General features: G+C 65.1%; 20 protein-coding genes. 7 read left to right on the top strand and 13 right to left on the bottom strand.

From position 1 onward, the window contains the following. Nucleotides 1–61: 61 nt before the first annotated feature. The 3 genes from V1479_RS18425 to V1479_RS18415 form a co-directional block, all read right to left on the bottom strand. Complete coding sequence (locus tag V1479_RS18425) at nucleotides 62–655, bottom strand: GNAT family N-acetyltransferase (RefSeq protein WP_368804227.1); 594 nt, start codon at nucleotides 653–655, stop codon at nucleotides 62–64. Nucleotides 656–659: 4 nt separating this feature from the next. Then, nucleotides 660–1,073: a ketosteroid isomerase-related protein gene (locus V1479_RS18420; RefSeq protein ID WP_173192493.1), complete on the bottom strand. Its 414-nt coding sequence runs from the start codon at nucleotides 1,071–1,073 to the stop codon at nucleotides 660–662. A gap of 107 nt (nucleotides 1,074–1,180) precedes the next feature. Beyond that, the gene (locus tag V1479_RS18415; RefSeq protein ID WP_368804576.1) at nucleotides 1,181–1,627 is read right to left on the bottom strand and encodes a YcgN family cysteine cluster protein; all 447 of its coding nucleotides are present in this window, start codon (nucleotides 1,625–1,627) and stop codon (nucleotides 1,181–1,183) included. A 169-nt stretch (nucleotides 1,628–1,796) separates the two neighbouring features. Between V1479_RS18415 and V1479_RS18410 the strand changes: the two genes are divergently transcribed. The 4 genes from V1479_RS18410 (at nucleotide 1,797) to V1479_RS18395 (ending at nucleotide 6,592) form a co-directional block, all read left to right on the top strand. After that, nucleotides 1,797–3,713 (top strand): OmpA family protein, encoded by a 1,917-nt coding sequence (locus tag V1479_RS18410; protein ID WP_368804226.1) that lies wholly within the window; start codon nucleotides 1,797–1,799, stop codon nucleotides 3,711–3,713. A gap of 149 nt (nucleotides 3,714–3,862) precedes the next feature. After that, nucleotides 3,863–5,980, top strand: coding sequence for a DUF294 nucleotidyltransferase-like domain-containing protein (locus tag V1479_RS18405; protein ID WP_368804225.1), 2,118 nt, complete (start codon nucleotides 3,863–3,865; stop codon nucleotides 5,978–5,980). 41 nt (nucleotides 5,981–6,021) lie between these two features. Continuing rightward, nucleotides 6,022–6,246 carry an AbrB/MazE/SpoVT family DNA-binding domain-containing protein gene (locus V1479_RS18400; RefSeq protein ID WP_368804224.1) on the top strand — a complete coding sequence of 75 codons (225 nt, stop codon included), beginning with the start codon at nucleotides 6,022–6,024 and terminating at the stop codon, nucleotides 6,244–6,246. After that, entirely contained in the window at nucleotides 6,233–6,592 is a 360-nt protein-coding gene (locus V1479_RS18395) for a type II toxin-antitoxin system PemK/MazF family toxin (protein ID WP_368804223.1), read from the top strand. Before V1479_RS18400 ends, V1479_RS18395 begins: the two co-directional genes overlap by 14 nt. Here the strand turns inward: V1479_RS18395 and V1479_RS18390 are convergent. The 6 genes from V1479_RS18390 to V1479_RS18365 form a co-directional block, all read right to left on the bottom strand. Next, the gene (locus V1479_RS18390; protein ID WP_368804222.1) at nucleotides 6,585–7,454 is read right to left on the bottom strand and encodes an SDR family oxidoreductase; all 870 of its coding nucleotides are present in this window, start codon (nucleotides 7,452–7,454) and stop codon (nucleotides 6,585–6,587) included. The two genes, V1479_RS18395 and V1479_RS18390, sit on opposite strands and share 8 nt — an antisense overlap. A 26-nt stretch (nucleotides 7,455–7,480) precedes the next feature. After that, nucleotides 7,481–7,678, bottom strand: a complete 198-nt coding sequence (locus tag V1479_RS18385; protein ID WP_368804221.1) for a hypothetical protein — start codon at nucleotides 7,676–7,678, stop codon at nucleotides 7,481–7,483. Next, nucleotides 7,671–7,955, bottom strand: coding sequence for an HlyU family transcriptional regulator (locus V1479_RS18380; RefSeq protein ID WP_368804220.1), 285 nt, complete (start codon nucleotides 7,953–7,955; stop codon nucleotides 7,671–7,673). The genes V1479_RS18385 and V1479_RS18380 overlap by 8 nt, the downstream gene beginning before the upstream one ends. Before the next feature lie 91 nt (nucleotides 7,956–8,046). Beyond that, nucleotides 8,047–8,466 (bottom strand): secondary thiamine-phosphate synthase enzyme YjbQ, encoded by a 420-nt coding sequence (locus tag V1479_RS18375; RefSeq protein WP_368804219.1) that lies wholly within the window; start codon nucleotides 8,464–8,466, stop codon nucleotides 8,047–8,049. A gap of 8 nt (nucleotides 8,467–8,474) precedes the next feature. Beyond that, nucleotides 8,475–9,089, bottom strand: coding sequence for a GyrI-like domain-containing protein (locus tag V1479_RS18370; RefSeq protein WP_368804218.1), 615 nt, complete (start codon nucleotides 9,087–9,089; stop codon nucleotides 8,475–8,477). A gap of 169 nt (nucleotides 9,090–9,258) precedes the next feature. Continuing rightward, nucleotides 9,259–10,347, bottom strand: a complete 1,089-nt coding sequence (locus tag V1479_RS18365; protein ID WP_368804217.1) for a citrate synthase/methylcitrate synthase — start codon at nucleotides 10,345–10,347, stop codon at nucleotides 9,259–9,261. Between the two features lie 75 nt (nucleotides 10,348–10,422). Between V1479_RS18365 and V1479_RS18360 the strand changes: the two genes are divergently transcribed. After that, a complete protein-coding gene (locus V1479_RS18360) occupies nucleotides 10,423–11,631 on the top strand; it encodes a citrate synthase family protein (RefSeq protein ID WP_368804216.1) in 1,209 nt (402 codons plus the stop codon). A 3-nt stretch (nucleotides 11,632–11,634) separates the two neighbouring features. Here the strand turns inward: V1479_RS18360 and V1479_RS18355 are convergent, their stop codons facing one another. Next, complete coding sequence (locus tag V1479_RS18355; protein ID WP_368804215.1) at nucleotides 11,635–12,060, bottom strand: VOC family protein; 426 nt, start codon at nucleotides 12,058–12,060, stop codon at nucleotides 11,635–11,637. 71 nt (nucleotides 12,061–12,131) lie between these two features. Between V1479_RS18355 and V1479_RS18350 the strand changes: the two genes are divergently transcribed. Beyond that, a complete protein-coding gene (locus V1479_RS18350; protein WP_368804214.1) occupies nucleotides 12,132–12,734 on the top strand; it encodes a TetR/AcrR family transcriptional regulator in 603 nt (200 codons plus the stop codon). Nucleotides 12,735–12,743: 9 nt separating this feature from the next. Here the strand turns inward: V1479_RS18350 and V1479_RS18345 are convergent, their stop codons facing one another. Continuing rightward, nucleotides 12,744–13,307 carry a GNAT family N-acetyltransferase gene (locus tag V1479_RS18345; protein WP_368804213.1) on the bottom strand — a complete coding sequence of 188 codons (564 nt, stop codon included), beginning with the start codon at nucleotides 13,305–13,307 and terminating at the stop codon, nucleotides 12,744–12,746. Between the two features lie 103 nt (nucleotides 13,308–13,410). Between V1479_RS18345 and V1479_RS18340 the strand changes: the two genes are divergently transcribed. Continuing rightward, nucleotides 13,411–14,346 (top strand): LysR family transcriptional regulator, encoded by a 936-nt coding sequence (locus V1479_RS18340; protein ID WP_368804212.1) that lies wholly within the window; start codon nucleotides 13,411–13,413, stop codon nucleotides 14,344–14,346. A gap of 46 nt (nucleotides 14,347–14,392) precedes the next feature. On the opposite strand, the gene rpoD is transcribed toward V1479_RS18340, so the two are convergent. Together rpoD and V1479_RS18330 are read right to left on the bottom strand one after the other, a co-directional pair. After that, complete coding sequence (rpoD, locus tag V1479_RS18335) at nucleotides 14,393–16,417, bottom strand: RNA polymerase sigma factor RpoD (protein WP_368804211.1); 2,025 nt, start codon at nucleotides 16,415–16,417, stop codon at nucleotides 14,393–14,395. 430 nt (nucleotides 16,418–16,847) lie between these two features. Next, nucleotides 16,848–17,606: a class I SAM-dependent methyltransferase gene (locus V1479_RS18330; RefSeq protein WP_368804210.1), complete on the bottom strand. Its 759-nt coding sequence runs from the start codon at nucleotides 17,604–17,606 to the stop codon at nucleotides 16,848–16,850. Between the last annotated feature and the right edge of the window lie 112 nt (nucleotides 17,607–17,718).

Below are 17,718 nucleotides of genomic sequence, written 5' to 3'. Positions count from 1 at the left end.
ATGGGCCGCACACTGCCACCGGCAAGCTGAACCTGCCGCGAACCGCCCGTTCATCCTGCGTTCAGCCGGCCCGGTCGATCCGCCTTGTCCAGTATTCCATTGTCTTGACTGTCTCTTGCGCCTGCCCGACATCGCGCCAGGAGAATCCGGTGGTCAGCCCCTCGATGCGGGCATAGCCCCGGTGCCGCCAGAAATCGTCGAGTGGTCGATAGCCGGCCGGCCGTAACGGATGATCCGCCGGCCTTATGACGGCGGAGAAGACGCAGGCGTCAAAGCCAGCTTCCGCCGCCGCCTTTTCGCGTTCCTCGAAGAACTGCACCCCGACCCCCTGCCCGCGATAGCGCTTCTCCAGCACCGATTCGCCGAAGTAGAAGAAATTCGCGGGGTCCAGCCCGCGCTTCGCGAACGGTTCCGCAAATGCCTCGAAATGATCGTTGAGCGGCGAGGCCGTCGCTGCCCCCACGAGCCGGTTCTCGTCGAAGGCACCAATCACGACAGCGCCCGTAGATTCCATATAGGTCGCAAGGTAGCGCCGCTCGTAGTCGAGGTCGCCTTCGTAAAGATATGGATAATCGCGGAAGACCGTGATCCGCAGCCGCGCGAGATCGTCGAAGGCCGCTTCGGCTTCCGCGCGGGCGAGCCTGCGCACGTCCACCCGTTCAGTCCTTCGCCACCTGTGCGGTCCAGTCAGCAAGGTTGTAATAGGTGGTCACGCGCGAGATGAGCCCGTCATCGATCTCGAAGAAGATGCCGGCCGGTAGCGAATAGGTCTGGCCATTGGCCTCGGGCAGCCCCTCCGCCGTTGCGAGATAGGTCCCGCGTACGGTGAATTCGGCCGCGGCGCGGCCGCCGCCCTGGTTGACCATGATCGCCACGTCCGACAGTTCCTCGCGATAGTGCCCGTCCATCATGCCGAGGAACCACCGGAACTTTTCCTTGCCGATCTCGCGACCGCCCTGGTTGATGTCATGGGCGACGTCCTCGGAAAGACAGGCCAGCATGGCGTCCCGGTCGCCCGAATTGAAGGCGGCGACGTAGCGCTCGATCAGCGTGCGGGTCTCGGCTTCGCTCATGTCGGTCTGGTCCTTTTCTGCAGTCTGGTTTTTTTCTAGCCACCGCGCGGCAAGTCGGATGGATGGAAAACGGCAGCGGAAGCCGTGGCAGCGACGTGTCGCCGGCTTCAGGGCTCCTCATCCAGCATATAATCGAAATAGTCCTCCGGTTCGGCAAGGTCGGTCTCGCTGGCCGTCACCTTGCCGCGCACGGAAACGCCTGCCTCGTGCACGGTCTCGCGACTGCCGGAAACGAGATGATGCCACCAGTAGAGGTCGCGGCCTTCCGCAACCAGCCGATAGGCGCATGTCTGCGGCAGCCACCGGATGGTTGGCACGTTCTGAGGTGTCAGCCCCACGCAGTCCGGCACCACCGCCAGTCGGTGTTCGTAGTCGTGGCAGCGGCAGGCATCCACATCGAACATCCGGCAGGCGACGCTCGTCCAGTAGATCTCGCCGCTATCCTCGTCCTCTAGCTTGGAAAGGCAGCATTTGCCGCACCCGTCGCACAGCGCCTCCCATTCCTGCGGCGTCATCGCCTCGAGCGTCTTCGTTTTCCAGAATGGCTGCGTCATCGGGCCGGTTTGCGCGCTTGAGCCCGTCCGGTCAAGCGCCATGGAGACGCGCCTTGCTTTCGCCGCGAAATTGCCCGGCTTTCGACCATCTCGCCCCTTCGGCGGAACCATTGGAGGCGCGTCGAGTTGCTGTGGCGAACGGGACGATCGGACAGGAGTTTACCGCACGATGAAACGAGCACCCATCCTCACAGGCACAGCCTTGGCGCTGGTCATGGCCGCAGCACAGGCTCAGGCCGCGCCATCCGTGGCAGCAATGAAGGTGAGCGAGGCGCGCGCGACCGCACCGGTTGTTCTTGCCCAGGCAGACGAGCAGCTCAGCGAAGAAGAACTGCTGAAGCGTCAGCGCGAGGCCGAGGAAAAGGCAAAGGAAGAGGCGCCGGCCGCAGAAGAGCAGGCTCCCGCCGAGGAAGCAGCACCTGCGGAAGAAGCACCGCCCGCCGCGGAGGAAGCGCCTGCACCGGCCGAGGCAGCACCCGCTGAAGAGCCGGCGGCCGAACCTGCGCCTGAGCCAGAGGCAGCGCCGGAACCCGAAGCCGCGCCAGCGCCCGATGACGAGCCCGGCCTGCAGTTCGAGCAGGATGAGGAGGCACCCGCCGAAGAGGCCGCACCGGCACCTGAGGCTGCCCCTGCACCCGCCGAAGAAGAGCCGGCCATGGAAGAAGAAGCTCCGGCCGCAGACGAGCAGCCCGGGGAAGCTCCGGCCGCAGAGGAAGCACCCGCTCCGGAAGCCGATGAGCCCGCTCCGACGCCCGAGCCAGCGCCTGCGCAGGAGCCCGCAGCCGAGGAGGAAGCTCCTCAGGCTGATGAGCCCGGTCTCCAGTTCGAGGAGGAGCAGGCCCCGGCTGACGAACCGCAGCCGATCCCGTCCGGCGAGGGCGAACCCGTCCCGACCGACAAGCCACAGCCCATCCCTTCCGGTGAAGGCGCGGCTGTTCCGGCCGATGAGCCGCAGCCTGTCCCGTCTGGCGAGGGTGCGCCTGACGAGGAGGCGACCGGCGAGGAAGCCCCGATCCTCGACAGCCAGAAGGAAGGTGATGCCGCGCAGCAGCAGCCGGAAGGCGAAGGCGAAACGGAAGAGCAGGGCTTGACCTTCGAGGAAGAAGCCGGGCCTCCGCCCGCGTCGGATGCCGAAGCGCAGAAGCTTGAGGAACCTGTCGAAGTCGAGTCGCTTCGCGCCGAGGAAGGTCGCCGCATCGAACGTCGTGACCGTGGCGAGCGCCGCGAAGGTACCGATGTTCTACGCGAGATCGGTGACCGCTTCGTGATCCAGCTCAACAACCAAGTCGTGGTTCAGAGCGACGATCGCGAGCGTATCGGCCGCGACGCCGACGAGGTCTACTACGAGGAGCTGCCGCGAGGCCGTGTCCGTGAGACGATTGTGCGCCCCAACGGCGTGCAGGTCGTGACGGTGCGCGATCGCTATGGCGACGTGGTCCGCCGTTCGCGCTTCATGCCCGACGGTCAGGAATACGTGCTGGTCTATACCGATCGCCGCGACCGCGAGGAACGCCGCGAATGGCGCGACCCGGCCCGAGACCTGCCGCCGTTGCGCCTCACCATCCCGCGCGACGAGTACATTCTCGACGCCCGCCGCGTGCAGAACGAGGACGCCTACTACCAGTTCCTCGACCAGCCGCCGGTCGAGCCGGTGCGTCGCCTCTACACCGTCGATGAGGTGAAGTATTCGGCCCGCGTTCGCGACAGTGTGCGCCGCGTCGATCTCGACACCATCACCTTCGAGTTCGGCTCCGCTTCGATCTCCGAGAGCGAGATTCCGCGCCTCGAAGGTGTGGCAACCGCGATGGAGCGCCTGCTGGAGGAAAATCCGGCGGAAACCTTCCTGATCGAAGGCCATACGGATGCTGTCGGTTCCGACGAGGCGAATCTGGCCCTGTCAGACCAGCGTGCGGAATCGGTTGCGATCGCACTGACCAACGTGTTCGCAATTCCGCCCGAAAATCTGGTTACACAGGGCTATGGCGAAACCTATCTGAAGATGGATACGGAAGAGCCTGCGCGTGAGAACCGCCGCGTTGCCATACGCCGCATCACGCCCCTCGTCTCGCCGGTGGCGAGCCGATAGTTCCCTGCCCCGTTCCCGCCAGACGGGAATGATGGCGAAAGCCCGGCCGGATCCCCCTCCCCGGCCGGGCTTTTCATTTGGGCGTTGAACTTTCGTCCCGGTGACGAACGCATCGCGCGGTGCGACAGTGTGGCGGAGGGAGGAAACCGATGAAGCCCATCAGCGGAGCCATGCCGCTTGCCGCACTCGAGGCGGTTGCCATCGACACGGAGACGACCGGCCTCGACACCGCGCGGGCACGCATCATTCAACTCGCCGGCATCGGCATCGAACTGGGCCGGGTCAAGCCAGACGAAGCTTTCGAGACACTGATAGACCCGGGCGAGCCTATCCCCGAAGCATCGAGCGAGATCCACGGCATTCGCGACGGCGATGTCCGGGACGCTCCCTCCTTCGCCGAGGTGTTTGCCGCCTTCTCCGCGTTCCGCGCCGGTCGGGTGCTCGTCGGTCATTCGATGGGCTTCGACCTGGCTGTACTTCAGGGCGAGGCCACGCGCGCGGGCCTGCCGTGGGCGAAACCCCGCTCGCTCTGCGTACGCCTGCTCGGTGTGGTCGCAAACCCCCGCCTTCATGACCAATCGCTGGATACGCTGGCAAGCTGGCTCGGCATTTCCATTTCCGGCCGTCACAGCGCAAAGGGCGATGCGCGCGCCGCCGCCGAGATTTTCGTCGCATTGCTGCCTCACCTCGCCGAACGCCACGTGCGAACGCTCGCCGAAGCGGAACGCGCCTGCCTGGGCCTGTCCACCCGGCTTGAAGACGGTCACCGTGCCGGCTGGGTCGAACCGGTTTCCCGCCCGGACCTGTCCACCTCCACCGGCGCGATCGACCCCTATGCCTACAGCCACCGCGTCGACGACCTGATGGCCAGTCCGGTCGTGGCGATCGCGGAAAACGCCACGGCGAAAGACGCCGTCGACCTGATGGCCGAACGCCGCATCAGCTCGATCTTCGTGTCGGCCGACGGCACGCCCGATGGACCGCTGTCCGCCTACGGCATCGTCACCGAGCGCGACGTGATGCGCCGCATCGCCGCCCATGGTGCGCAGGCGCTGGACATGTCGGCCGGCGAGATCGCCACGCGTCCGCTCGCCAGCATCGCCGCCGAAGCCTTTGTCTATCGCGCCGTCGGCCGCATGGAGCGGCTGCACATCCGCCACCTGGCGGTGCGCGACGAAGGCGACAGGCTCGTCGGCGTCATTTCCGCGCGCGACCTCCTGCGTCTGCGCGCCGGCGCGGCGATCAGCCTCGACGATGCCATCGGTTCGGCCAGCAGCGCCAAAGCCATGGCTCAGGCCTGGGCGACCTTGCCCGCTGTCGCCCGCAGTCTCGGTGCCGAGGAGCTTGACGCCCGCATCATCGCCGGCGTCGTCAGCGAGGAGGTGCGCGTGATGACGCGCCGCGCGGCCGAACTCGCCGAGACCGCGATGAAGGAGGCCGGCCACGGTTCTCCGCCATGCCCCTACGCGCTTCTGGTGCTGGGTTCCGGCGGGCGCGGCGAAAGCCTGCTTGCGCCTGATCAGGACAACGCCATCGTCTTTACCGAAGGCGCTCCGGGCAGCGAAGCCTGCCGCTGGTTCGCCCAACTCGGCAGCCACGTCTCGGACATCCTCGACACCGCCGGTATCCCCTATTGCACCGGCGGCGTCATGGCCAGAAACGAAGCCTGGCGCGGTTCGCGGGAAACCTGGCAGGCTCGCATCGCCGACTGGGTGGGGCGGTCGAACGGCGCCGACCTGCTCAACGTCGACATCGTCTTCGACCAGCGCCCGGTCCATGGCGACCTGTCGCTCGGCGCGCGGCTGTTCGATAGCGCTTTCGATGCGGCCGCCAACCAGCCGGTCTTCGCCAAGCTGATGGGCGAAAAGCTGTTTTCCGCCTCGAACCCGTTCACACTGCTCGGAAATATCCGGACCGATGAGGGCCGCATCGATCTCAAGCTGCACGGCCTTTTCCCGATCGTCGCTGCCGCCCGCGTCCTGGCAATCCGCCACGACATCCGCCGCCGTTCTACCCGCCAAAGGCTAGAAGGCCTTGCCGAACGCGGCCTCGGCAATGTCGGCGAGATCGCGAGGCTGCTCGAGGCGCATCGCCTGTTCATGACACTGATGCTGGAGCAGCAAAGCCGCGACCTCGAAGCCGGCATCCCAGTCTCCAACAAGGTCGAGATCGCAACGCTTCCCACGCCCGTCCGCTCAGACCTCAAGGCAGCACTCAAGGCCACGCAGCTCGTGCCGGATTTCGTGCAGGGACTGATGTTTATGTGAGCCGCCTTGAAATCGGCGTGGCCGCAGGACATTTTATCACCATGAGCAGAAGACGCTTCACATCAAGGCTTACCTCCAGGAGCAGGACGATCATCCCCTCCGCCGTCCGCGAAAGGCTGGGCGTGGGACCGGGCGACGTTCTGCGTTATGTCGAAACGGTCGATGGCATCTTGATCGAAAAGGCGAGGACGCGAGAAGACGATCCGTTCGCCACGTTCTCCGAGTGGGCAACCGAGGCTGACGACGAGGCCTATGCCGACCTCTGAAAGCGCGCCCGTCCCGCGCCAGTGGGACGTGGTCGTCCTGCCTTTTCCCTATGCCGATCGTCTTGCCGAGAAGCGCCGCCCGGCCGTGGTGATCTCCAAACCGGAGACGGCCGACCGGCACGGCATCATCTGGGTTGCGATGATAACCAGCGCCGCAAATTCGGGATGGGAGTGCGACATCCCTATCCCGCAGGACAACGACACTGGACTGCTGGCGCCGTCCGTCATACGCCCGTGGAAGATCGCCACCGTAGATGTCTCGCGCGTGGTCCGGGTTGCGGGCCATCTCGGAGCCGAGAACGCCGCCGAACTGTCGCAGGCTCTTATGGCGGTCGTTTCTAGCTGAACGTCCCCGCCAGCTTCGTCCCCGTCCGTGCCAGCACCTCGTCCGGCACGAAGAAATCGGCCGCGAGCGGGCCTGTGGCGCCCGGCGCATAGGCGGAGAAGTCGGTCACGCCCTCCGCGCGCAGCACCTCCTCGTCGATGAAAAAGTTCCCTGTCGCCTCGCGCGACGGCCGCGTCAGGATGGCGTGGGCTGCATCCGCCATGATTTGCGGCGAGCGGCTCATCGCAGCCACCGCCTCGCCGCCGAGCAGGTTACGCACGGCGGCCGTGTCGATGGCCGTCAGCGGCCACAGCGAGTTCACGGCAATGCCGTCGCCGGCAAACTCGGCGCTCATACCCAGCGTGCACATCGACATGCCGAACTTCGCCATCGTGTAGGCCACGTGGTTCTTGAACCACTTGGCCTCCATGTCGAGCGGCGGCGCCAGATTCAGAATGTGAGGATTATCCGACAACTTCAAGTGCGGAATACACATTTTGGAGACGAGGAACGTCCCGCGCGTGTTGATCTGGTGCATCAGGTCGAAGCGCTTCATGTCCGTCTGAAGCGTGCCGGTAAGCTGGATCGCGCTGGCATTGTTGACGCAGATGTCGATGCCGCCGAAAGCCTCGACCGTCTTCTTCACCGCGGCTGAAACCTGCTCCTCTTCGCGGATGTCGCACAGCACCGGCAACCCACGGCCGCCCGCCACCTCGATCTCCTCCACCGCCGAATAGATGGTGCCCGGCAGTTTCGGGTGCGGCTCGGCCGTCTTGGCCGCAATGGTCACGTTGGCGCCGTCGCGCGCGGCCCTGAGCGCAATCGCAAGCCCGATCCCGCGCGAGCCACCCGAGATGAACAGCGTCTTTCCCTTGAGCGACATGAAATCCTCCTCCCGGCCCGGCGGGTCTATTCAGGCAATATCAGTTCCGTACGTGTCCGGCTGGAGCGCGTTTCGACGCCCTGCGTCCCGACGCTGGCGCTTCTCGACGCTGTTTCAACCGACGTTCCGCTGACGCGTGCCGTCGCCGCGCCGCCATAGACCGTGCAAGCCGAAACGGCGGCCACCAGCGCTGCCAGAACGGCATATCGCAGAATATCAGCCAAAGATCTTTTCGCCCTGCTCGTCGATGACCTGCCTAGCCTTGCGCAAGGTCACGTCGATCGCATCCTGCTTCGCGGCGAACCGGTCGGCGCGGATGAAGCGATGCTCCTTCACCTCGCCGCCGATCTCCTTGCTGATGACCCCGCAGGTCTGGTACTGGCCGCCCTCGGTGAAGGGCGTGGCGCGAATGGTGAAGCCGTTATGCTCCACGGGTTCGCCTGCGGCTTCCTCTGCCGCCTCGCCACCACTACCACCGAAAAGCTTCTTCCAGAACGACATCGCAGAATTCTCCCGTCAGGCCGCGCGAACGGCGCAGCCGCTACCGACTGCCTTATCTATAACGGCAGCGGCGCGCCAAGGGAAACCGCCATCATGCGCTCAAGTGCAGCACGATCTCGCGCCGATGCGGCCGCTCGCGGTGCTCGAACAGGTAGATGCCCTGCCATGTGCCCAGCGCCGGCAGCCCCCCCACCACCGGGATCGATAGCGAAACCGCCGTCAGCGCCGCCTTGAGGTGCGCCGGCATATCGTCCGGCCCCTCCGTCGTATGAACCACCCAGCCCATGGATGGGTCATCGGCGGGCGGCACCAGCCGACGGAAGAAGGCGTCGAGGTCGCGCCGCACGTCCGGGTCGGCGTTTTCCTGGATCAGCAGCGAGCAGGAGGTGTGCCGCACGAACAGCGTCAGCAGGCCGGCATCCACCCGCGCCTCGCGAACGAAGGCGAGCGCTTCCTCGGTGATCTCGTAAAGGCCGGGGCCGGTGGTCGCGACTGTGATCTGGGTCTGCATGGCGTGCCTCACAAGCGCCGCACCGGCTGGCGCAGCACGGTCTTGAGCTTTTCCGGCGCCGTCTTGCGCGGGTCCGAAATGTAGATTTCGTGATGGTGCCCGGTCTCGGCGAGCCCGTTCTCCGGCAGGAATTCCTTGTGCAGGCGGCGCAGCACCGGCCCCTCGTCGTCATAGGAGCCGACATGCATGACCTGCACGCTCAGCCCCTCATCGTAAGCCTCCAGCCGCAGCGTCTCCGGCGGCACGCCGAACTTCGCCTCTGCCTTGTCCACCGCCGCCTCGAACATGGCTTGCGTGATCCACTCCGGCTGCATGATCATCATCGTCCACGACCAAGCATCCTTGTCGCGGCTCAGGAAGGTGGACATGTCCTGCGCCCACCACAATCCCTCGAGCGGCATCACCGCATAGTCGCGGCCCAATTCCTTCTTCGACATGAACTTCACCGGATAGCTGACCGAATAGAGCCATTCGACCGCGCGCTTGTAGGCCGGCGCGGTGTTGGGGTCGCCATGCCCGTCGACCTTGACGAACTGCATCGGCGGAACGTCGACCACAGTGAAGCGCCCAGCCGGCGGCTGCCACAGCGCCTTCATCGTCTTCTTGAAATCAACCTTGTCCACAGACGCCGCCTCGACCTTTGCCGGGGCCAGTCAACCAGCGGCGAGGCACTGGCGCAAGTCGGCCAGCCCCCGCGACATGATCATCCTGACAACGCGGTTCCTGCAATCTCCTCGCTGGACGAGATAGGTCCAACGTGATCGGCCTGCGCGCCGTTAGGGTTGGCAATGCCTATTCCGGCATCGCTCCGGTATAGATCGCGGTCGGCCTCAGCAACCTGCCCGTGCGCTGCTGTTCGATGGCGTGCGCCGTCCAGCCCGCGCTGCGGCCCACCGCGAACACCGGCGTGAACGCCCGCCGCGGAATGCCCAGCGCGTCGAGCAGTATCGCCGTGTAAAACTCGACATTGGTGTCGAGCCGGCGATCCGGCTTGGCGATCTCCAGCGCCCGACGCGCATAGGCCTCCACCTCGGCCGCGAAACCAAGGTCGGTTCCGCGCCCGCCAAGCCGCTCCACGGCCTGCTTCAGCACATCGGCCCGGGGGTCGCGCACCTTGTAGATACGATGGCCGAAGCCCATCAGCCGCTCGCCGCGCGCAAGGGCGGCATCGATCCATTCGCCGATCCGGTCGGGCGTCGCGATGGTGTCGAGCATGTCGAGCACCGGTTCGGGCGCCCCACCGTGCAGCGGCCCCGTCAGCGCGCAGTAGCCGGCCAGCACCGACATCGCGAGGTCGGCCTGCGTGGAAGCGACCACCCGCGCGGCGAAGGTGGAGGCGTTCATGCCGTGGTCGGCCACCGTCACCAGATAGGCATCGAGCGCCTTCGCCTCGTCGTCCGACGCAACCTCGCCCCGCATCATCCGCAGAAGGTCCGCCGCGTGTCCCATCGACGGGTCAGGCTCGACCGGTGCCTCGCCCTGCGCCTGGCGCACGAGGCATGCGGCAATCACCGGCATCGCACCGACGATGGCTGCCTCCAGCGGCATGCCGTCGGCCGGCGAGATTCCCGCGACGCCGATGCGAAACGCCTCGATCGTCGGCACGCCATCGGTCACCGGCAGGACCGTTTTCATCCGTGCAAAGGCGGCAACCCTGGCCTCGCCCAGCCAGCGCCGCACGTCCGTCTCATTCACGGGCTTGGCCGAAGCAGCGCTCCACAGCCGCGCGACAAGACCCTCGAAGTCTGTCCGCTCGGCGAGGTCGCCGATACGCGTGCCGGCAACGATCAGTTCGCCGTGCTCGCCATCGACGTGAGAAAGCGCGGTCACTGCTGCCGCAACCCCGTCGAGTCCTGCTGCCGATTTGGTGTGAATGATCATCGATCTATCTCCTGCTGCATCGCAACAAGGTGATGTCCCTTCCATCATTGATCAATATTGATTAGCTTGATCAATATGAAAAATGCGCCGACGCCCGCTTATCTCACCGCCCGCGAAGCCGCTGCCGAGCTCTCGGTCACGCCCGCGACCCTCTACGCCTATGTCAGCCGCGGCCTGATCCGCTCCGAGGCGGTTGGCGACAGCAGAAGCCGCCGCTATCGCGCCGACGACATCCGCGCCCTGCGCGCGCGCCGCAACGCTTCGCCAACGACCCAGGGCGAAGCGGCGATGCCCGTGCTCGATTCTTCCGTGTCAACGATCACCGAGGCTGGCCCGATCTATCGCGGCGTGCCTGCAGTCGCCCTGTCCGATACGGCTACGCTGGAGCAGACGGCGCAGATCCTGTGGGACGCGCGCGGTGCCGACCCGTTCGAGGCCGGAAACATGCCGGTGGTCAGCACGGAGATGCAGGCAATCATGCAGGCGGCCTTGCCGGCAAAGCCGCTGCCGCGCGCGATCGCCGCCCTGTCGCTGGCCTGCGATGCCGATCCCCGCGCCCACAACCGCTCGCCCGAAGGCCGCATGGCCGCCGGCGCGCGCGTCATGCGCCTCGTCGCAGCCGCGATCCTCGGCACGGACCCATCGCCGCGTCCGCTGCACCTGCAACTGGCCGATGCCTGGATGCCGGGCGAGGCCCGCGCCGGCGAGCTCGTCCGCCGCGCGCTCGTGCTTCTTGCCGACCATGAGCTGAACGCCTCCACCTGGACCGTGCGCAGCGCCGTCTCCACCGGCCTCAGCCTCCACGACGCCCTGATTGCCGGCCTTGTCGCGCTGAAGGGTCCGCGCCACGGCGGCGCCGGCCCGCTTGCGGCCCGTTTCGTGACGGAGCTTGCCGAGGGCGACATCGCCGAAAGGGTGGCCGACCGCGTGGAACTGGGCGAAACCATCCCCGGCTTCGGCCACAGCGTCTACGCGGATGGCGACCCGCGCGCGGATGTTTTGCTGCGCGCGCTCGTCAAGGCCGGGGTCGACAGGCGGCTGGCGGCCGAGGCCCCGGCGCTCGTTACCGAGGCGACGGGCCTCCATCCCAACATCGATTACGCGCTGGCGGTGATGATGCGCATGTTCGGCATGCCTGTCGGACACGAGACGGCGATCTTCGCCGTCGCCCGCACGGCCGGCTGGGTCGCGCACGGCATCGAACAACTGGAGACCGGCACGCTCATCCGGCCCCGCGCCCGCTATGTGGGCCCGGAGCCGGGACGATCTCACTCCACCGGCTAGACGTCAGACCGGCAGTGCCTCCTCCGCATACTGCGCCGCGTATTCGGCGTTTGGCGGGATCGGCTTGATGATGTCGATCAGCACGCCGTTGGGGTCGGCGGTAATGAAGTGGCGCTGTCCGAAATCCTCGTCGCGCAGCGAGCGCAGCACCGGCAGCCCGGCGGCCACCAGCCGGTCGTGCACGGTATCCACGTCCTCCACCTCGAAGTTGAGCAGCAGGCCAGACACGCGGCCCCTGCCCTGTTCGGGGATGGTCTCATGGCTGCCGTCGAGGATCGCGAGGTTGATCGTCTCGTCCTCGCTCGATGTCAGATGCACGTACCACTCGCTTTCGAACATCGGCGTGAAGCCGAAATGCTCCACATAGAATGCCGTCGTGCCGGCAACGTCGCCGGTCATGATCACGGGATAATAGCTGGTCGCTTTCATGGTCTTCCCTTTCGCTTGCCATTAACATACAATCTGCATGTATCTATTCAATTAACATACAGGCTGCATGTATGCAAGAAGCAAATTCCCCGCGCCGCTCCAACCGCGAGCGCACGGAGGCAACCCGCGCCGCGCTGCTCGATGCCGCACGAAAACTGTTCGTCGAAAAATCCTATGCGGAGACCGGCACGCCGGAAATCGTGGCCGCCGCCGGCGTCACGCGCGGCGCGCTCTATCACCACTTTGCCGACAAGCAGGCCCTGCTGCGCGCCGTTGTCGAAGCGGAATCGCAGGCCGTGGCGGATGAAATCGACCGCGCGGCCCCCGAGGCCCTTTCGGCGCGCGATGCGCTTGTGCGCGGCGGCGAGACCTTTCTGGAAGCGATGGCAGTGCCGGGCCGCACCCGGCTCCTGCTGCTCGATGGGCCGGCCGTACTGGGCCGCGCGGCGATGGACGAGATCGATGCCCGCCACGCCAACAGCACCCTCAAGATAGGGTTGGAAGCAGCCATGCAGGCCGGCGACCTGTCCGCCCTCCCACTTGATGCGCTGGCCGCCCAGCTCGGCGCGATGTTCGACCGCGCGGCACTCGCTATCGAGGCAGGCTCCCCGCCGGAGGATCACCGCAAGGTGCTGGCCGCCGTCATCGATGCGCTGGTGGCCGCAAAGAGCTGATCTGGCGGGCTACCCTGCGTTCAGCGCTGAAGGCAGCGTTGTGTCGCCCGCACCCAACGGCCGCTGCATCAGCACGGTGTCGACCCATCGGCCGAGCTTGAAGCCCACCGAGGTGAACGTTCCGGCATGGGCAAATCCCATGCGCCTGTGCAGCGCAATCGAGCCCTCGTTGCCGCTGTTGCCGATCACTGCCAGCATCTGCCGCCACGGCCCCTTTTCGCAACGCGCAATCAGCTCGCCCAGCAACGCGCTGCCGATGCCCTTTCCCGCAAGCCCGTCGGCGACATAGACGGAATCCTCGATCGAAAACCGATAGGCCGGCCGCGGCCTGTAAGCCGTGGCATAGGCGTAACCGACCACCTGTCCGTCCAGTTCGGCGGCAAGATACGGAAGCCCCGCTGCAAGCACCGCGGCACGCCGCGCCAGCATCTCCTCGACCGCCGGCGGCACCTCCTCGAAGGTCGCCAGCCCATGCAGCACATGATGCGCGTAGATCGCCCGGATCGCCGCCATATCGGCATCGCCCGCATCGCGAACGATTACGCTTGTCCTGGGGGCACCCGCATCAGCCATGGCTTCACCTGCTCGCTCGACGTTGCATGCCCGCCATCATGCGCGATGATTTAGAATAAGGAAAGATTTGCCTGTTGATGATTCATATGAGATTTTCTTTGATATGAGAGGCCTCAATCTGGATTACCTGCGCACCTTCGTTGCCGTCGTGGAGCACGGGGGCTTTTCGGCGGCGGCCACCCGGCTGGGCCTGACGCAACCGGCCGTCAGCCTGCAGATCCGCCAGCTCGAAAAGCGTCTGGGCGTCAGGCTCATCGAACGCGTCGGACGCGGCACACGCCCCACGCCCGCAGGCGCGGAACTTCTACACCACGCGGGAAGGATCGAAGGCGAGGTCGCGGCCACGCTTGACGCTGTCGGGCGCTATGCATCCGGCACGATGGGCCTCGTGAGGCTCGGCACCGGCGCGACCGCCTGCATCTTCCTCCTGCCGCCGCTGTTGCGCGAACTGCGCGAGCGCTTTCCTGATCTCGAAATCACCGTCAGCACCGGCAACACGGCTGAAATCGTCCGGGCCGTCGAGGAAAACACGCTCGACATCGCTCTGGTCACCATGCCGGCATCGGGCCGCATTCTCGAAATACAGCCGGTCATGGAGGAAGAATTCGTGGCAATCGCCCCGCCGGGCACCGTGTTGCCCGATCCTGCGACCCCTGCCGCACTGGCGGAAATGCCGTTGCTGCTCTTCGAGCCCGGCGGCAACACGCGCCGTATCGTCGATCAATGGTTTGCCTCTGCCGGCATCCAGTTCAGGCCGGCGATGTCGCTCGGCAGCGTCGAGGCGATCAAGGAACTGGTCGCGGCCGGCCTCGGCTGTTCGATCCTGCCGGCATCGTCGCTCGGCGCGGAGAAACGAAAAGGCGCAGCCTCGTATTCTCGCCTGTCGCCGCAGCTGCATCGCACCCTGGCGAGCGTCGTGCGGCGCGACAAGCCGCTCACCCGCGGCATCAGGGAAATGCTGCGCGCGCTGGAGCGGCTGGCGCCGGATGCTCCCGCCTCTCGGCCCACTTCATCGGACAAAGAAAAACCCGGCGTGTAGCCGGGTTTTTCGATTTAGCTTCAAACGCTTGAGCTTGCTTCCGGACTCAACTGTCGAGGAAGCTTCTCAGCTTGCGCGAGCGGCTCGGGTGCTTGAGCTTGCGCAGCGCCTTGGCCTCGATCTGACGGATACGCTCGCGCGTCACCGAGAACTGCTGGCCAACTTCCTCCAGCGTGTGGTCGGTGTTCATGCCGATGCCGAAGCGCATGCGCAGCACACGCTCCTCGCGCGGCGTCAGCGAAGCGAGCACGCGCGTGGTCGTCTCGCGCAGATTCGCCTGGATCGCAGCATCGATCGGCAGGATCGCCATCTTGTCCTCGATGAAATCGCCGAGGTGGCTGTCTTCCTCGTCGCCGACCGGCGTTTCGAGCGAGATCGGCTCCTTGGCGATCTTGAGAACCTTGCGCACCTTTTCCAGCGGCATCGCCAGCTTCTCGGCCAGTTCCTCCGGCGTCGGCTCGCGACCGATCTCATGCAGCATCTGGCGCGAGGTCCGCACGATCTTGTTGATCGTCTCGATCATGTGCACCGGAATGCGGATCGTGCGCGCCTGGTCGGCGATCGAACGGGTGATCGCCTGCCGGATCCACCACGTCGCATAGGTGGAGAACTTGTAGCCGCGGCGATACTCGAACTTGTCCACCGCCTTCATCAGGCCGATATTGCCTTCCTGGATCAGGTCGAGGAACTGCAGGCCGCGGTTCGTGTACTTCTTGGCGATGGAGATCACGAGGCGCAGATTTGCCTCGACCATCTCCTTCTTGGCGATGGCTGCCTCGCGCTCGCCCTTCTGCACCTGGTTCACGATCTTGCGGAACTCGAGAATCGAGATCGCCGTCTCGGTGGCCAGGTTCTGGATTTCCGAGCGGATTTCCTTGATGGTCTCTTTTTCGTTCTGGTAGAATTCCTTCCAGCCGCGGCTGGACAGGTTGGCGATCGCTTTCATCCAGTTCGGGTCGAGCTCGGTGCCCTGATATTCCTTCAGGAAATCCTCGCGCCGAACGCCGTAGCTTTCGGCCAGACGCAGCAGCTTGCCTTCGTTCTGCACCAGTCGCTTGTTGATGTCGTAGAGCTGCTCGACGAGCGCCTCGATGCGCGCCTGATTGAGCGACAGCGACTTCACCGCCGTGATCAGCTCTTCCTTGAGCTTCTTGTAGGAACGCTCCTGGCTGGAAGACAGCGCGCCGGCGGCTGCAAGGCGTGCCTCGACCTGCTGGTCCTGAAGCTTGCGCAGCCGCTTGTAGGTGGATGCGATGACGTCGAGCGTCTCCATCACCTGCGGGCGCAGCTCGGCTTCCATCGCGGCGAGCGACAGGTTGGCCTCGTCTTCCTCGTCGTCCTCTTCCTCGGCGCGGCTCTCGCCGCCGACATTGGTGATGTCGTCGTCTTCGCGGCCACGGCGTCCGCCGCGGGCATCCTCTGTCTTGGGCTTGTCGTCTTCCTCGACGCGCTCGACTGTCGGTGCCTGCTTGGCCTCGGGACCGGCATAGGTCGCCTCGAGATCGATGATCTCGCGCAGCAGGATCTTGCCTTCGTTGAGCTCGTCACGCCAGATGATGATGGCCTGGAACGTCAGCGGGCTCTCGCACAGGCCCGCGATCATCGTCTCGCGGCCGGCCTCGATGCGCTTGGCGATGGCGATTTCGCCTTCGCGCGAAAGCAGCTCAACCGAACCCATCTCGCGCAGATACATGCGCACTGGGTCGTCGGTGCGGTCGGTCGGCTCCTTCTTGGCCGGCGTCGCGGCAACGGCCGTGCCGGTCTGCTCTGCCAGCTCGTTGGCGTCTTCCTCGGCGTCGGAGTTGTTGTTGTTGTCCGCTTCCTCGCCCGCCTCGTCGTCCTCGACCACGTTGATGCCCATGTCGGACAGCATCGCCATCGTGTCTTCGATCTGTTCGGACGTGACCTCTTCGGAGGGCAGGACGGCATTGAGCTCGTCCATCGTGACATAGCCGCGCTTCTTGGCGACCTTGATCATCTTCTTGACAGCGTCGTCGGAAAGGTCGAGCAGGGGACCGTCGGTCGTGCCCTCGCGTTCGGTTTCGACCTCTTCCTTCTCTTTTGTCGCCATATTGTTTTTTCTCCAAGCGGCAGAAGCTTCGTCGAGGCGTCAAAGCCCCTGCGTGCGCGGCAAGATCGGTTTCTACTTGCGCCTAGACCGCGATAGCTGCGTTTGCCTTAATTCCCGATTAACCCTGCTATACGGCATATAAGGCGCATATCCCGGCCGTCCAACGGCAGCCGCATCCTTTTTACCCCAGCGAGGCCCAGACCTCGTCCGTCACGATTGCGATCGTCCTGATTCCGTCATTCACGCGGAAGGTCAAGCGGCTAGAGCTGATTCGGCATAAAAAAGCGAATCAAATGCTCCTCAGCCTGCCCCAACCGTCAAGCGGTCAAGGGTATCCTGCGAAGCCATCCGCCTCGCTGCGCCTATGTAGAGAGCCGTCGAAGTTTCGACAAGGGGCGCTCGCGAAAGAGATGGCCGCACGATGCTCCCGTCAACCGGGCCAGCGCGCCTCGAAGGTGATAATGTTGTCTCCGTCTCGCGGTGCGCGTCCGAAGGCGTAGTTGCCGGAGACCGTAACATCCGTGAAGCCAGCGGCCTCGAGCGCCAATCCGAACTCCGTGACACCCCACCATCGCAGCCTGAAGAGATCCAGTTCGGTGTCGACGAGCCGGCCCTCGCGCCACAGCTCATAGCGAAGATGAGACAGCGTCACCTGCGCCACATGATCGGTTTCCACGCGTTGGTCGGTCAGCGTCAGCAGGCCGCCATCATCCGTCTCCCAGCTTCGTACCGACATTGCAGGCCCCCCAAATGCACCAGCCGGGTCGAGATCAAGGATAAGTCTGCCGCCGGGCTGCAAATGGTCGCGGAACCGCGCGATCACCGCCCGTGCAGTTCCAACGTCGGTCACAAGCTGGAATGAACCGGCCGGCACGATGATGGCGGCAAAGCGCTTGTCATAAGAGAATGTATCGAACGTCTGGCGTGTCAGATTGGCCGGCAAGTGGCGAGCGCCACATATCTGGCGACAATAAAAAAGCATCTCTTCCGAAGCGTCGAACCCCTCGACGGCGAGACCGGCCTCGAGCAGCGGCACGAGAATCCGTCCGTTGCCGACGGCGGGCTCCAGCACCGGACCATCGCATCCGGCAAGCCGCTGAAGATAATACTCGACATCGCCGAAGGACCGTCCCACCGGCTTGTCGAGATCGTAGACCCACGAAGCGAGCTTCCCATAGCGATTATGCATGATGTCCCTGCGAGATTGCGCGGCTGCCCAACGGCGACGTCATAGGGGTGCCGGCTGGAACGTGCCAGCAGACTTGCGGTGTGTCGGTGCGTCAAATTGGCCTTAAGTCGCG

Origin of the sequence: Neoaquamicrobium sediminum (assembly GCF_040970315.1) — a bacterium.
Classification (GTDB): domain Bacteria; phylum Pseudomonadota; class Alphaproteobacteria; order Rhizobiales; family Rhizobiaceae; genus Aerobium; species Aerobium sediminum.
Note: the sequence above shows the minus strand (reverse complement) of the source record. Positions and strands in the feature narration are given on the sequence as shown.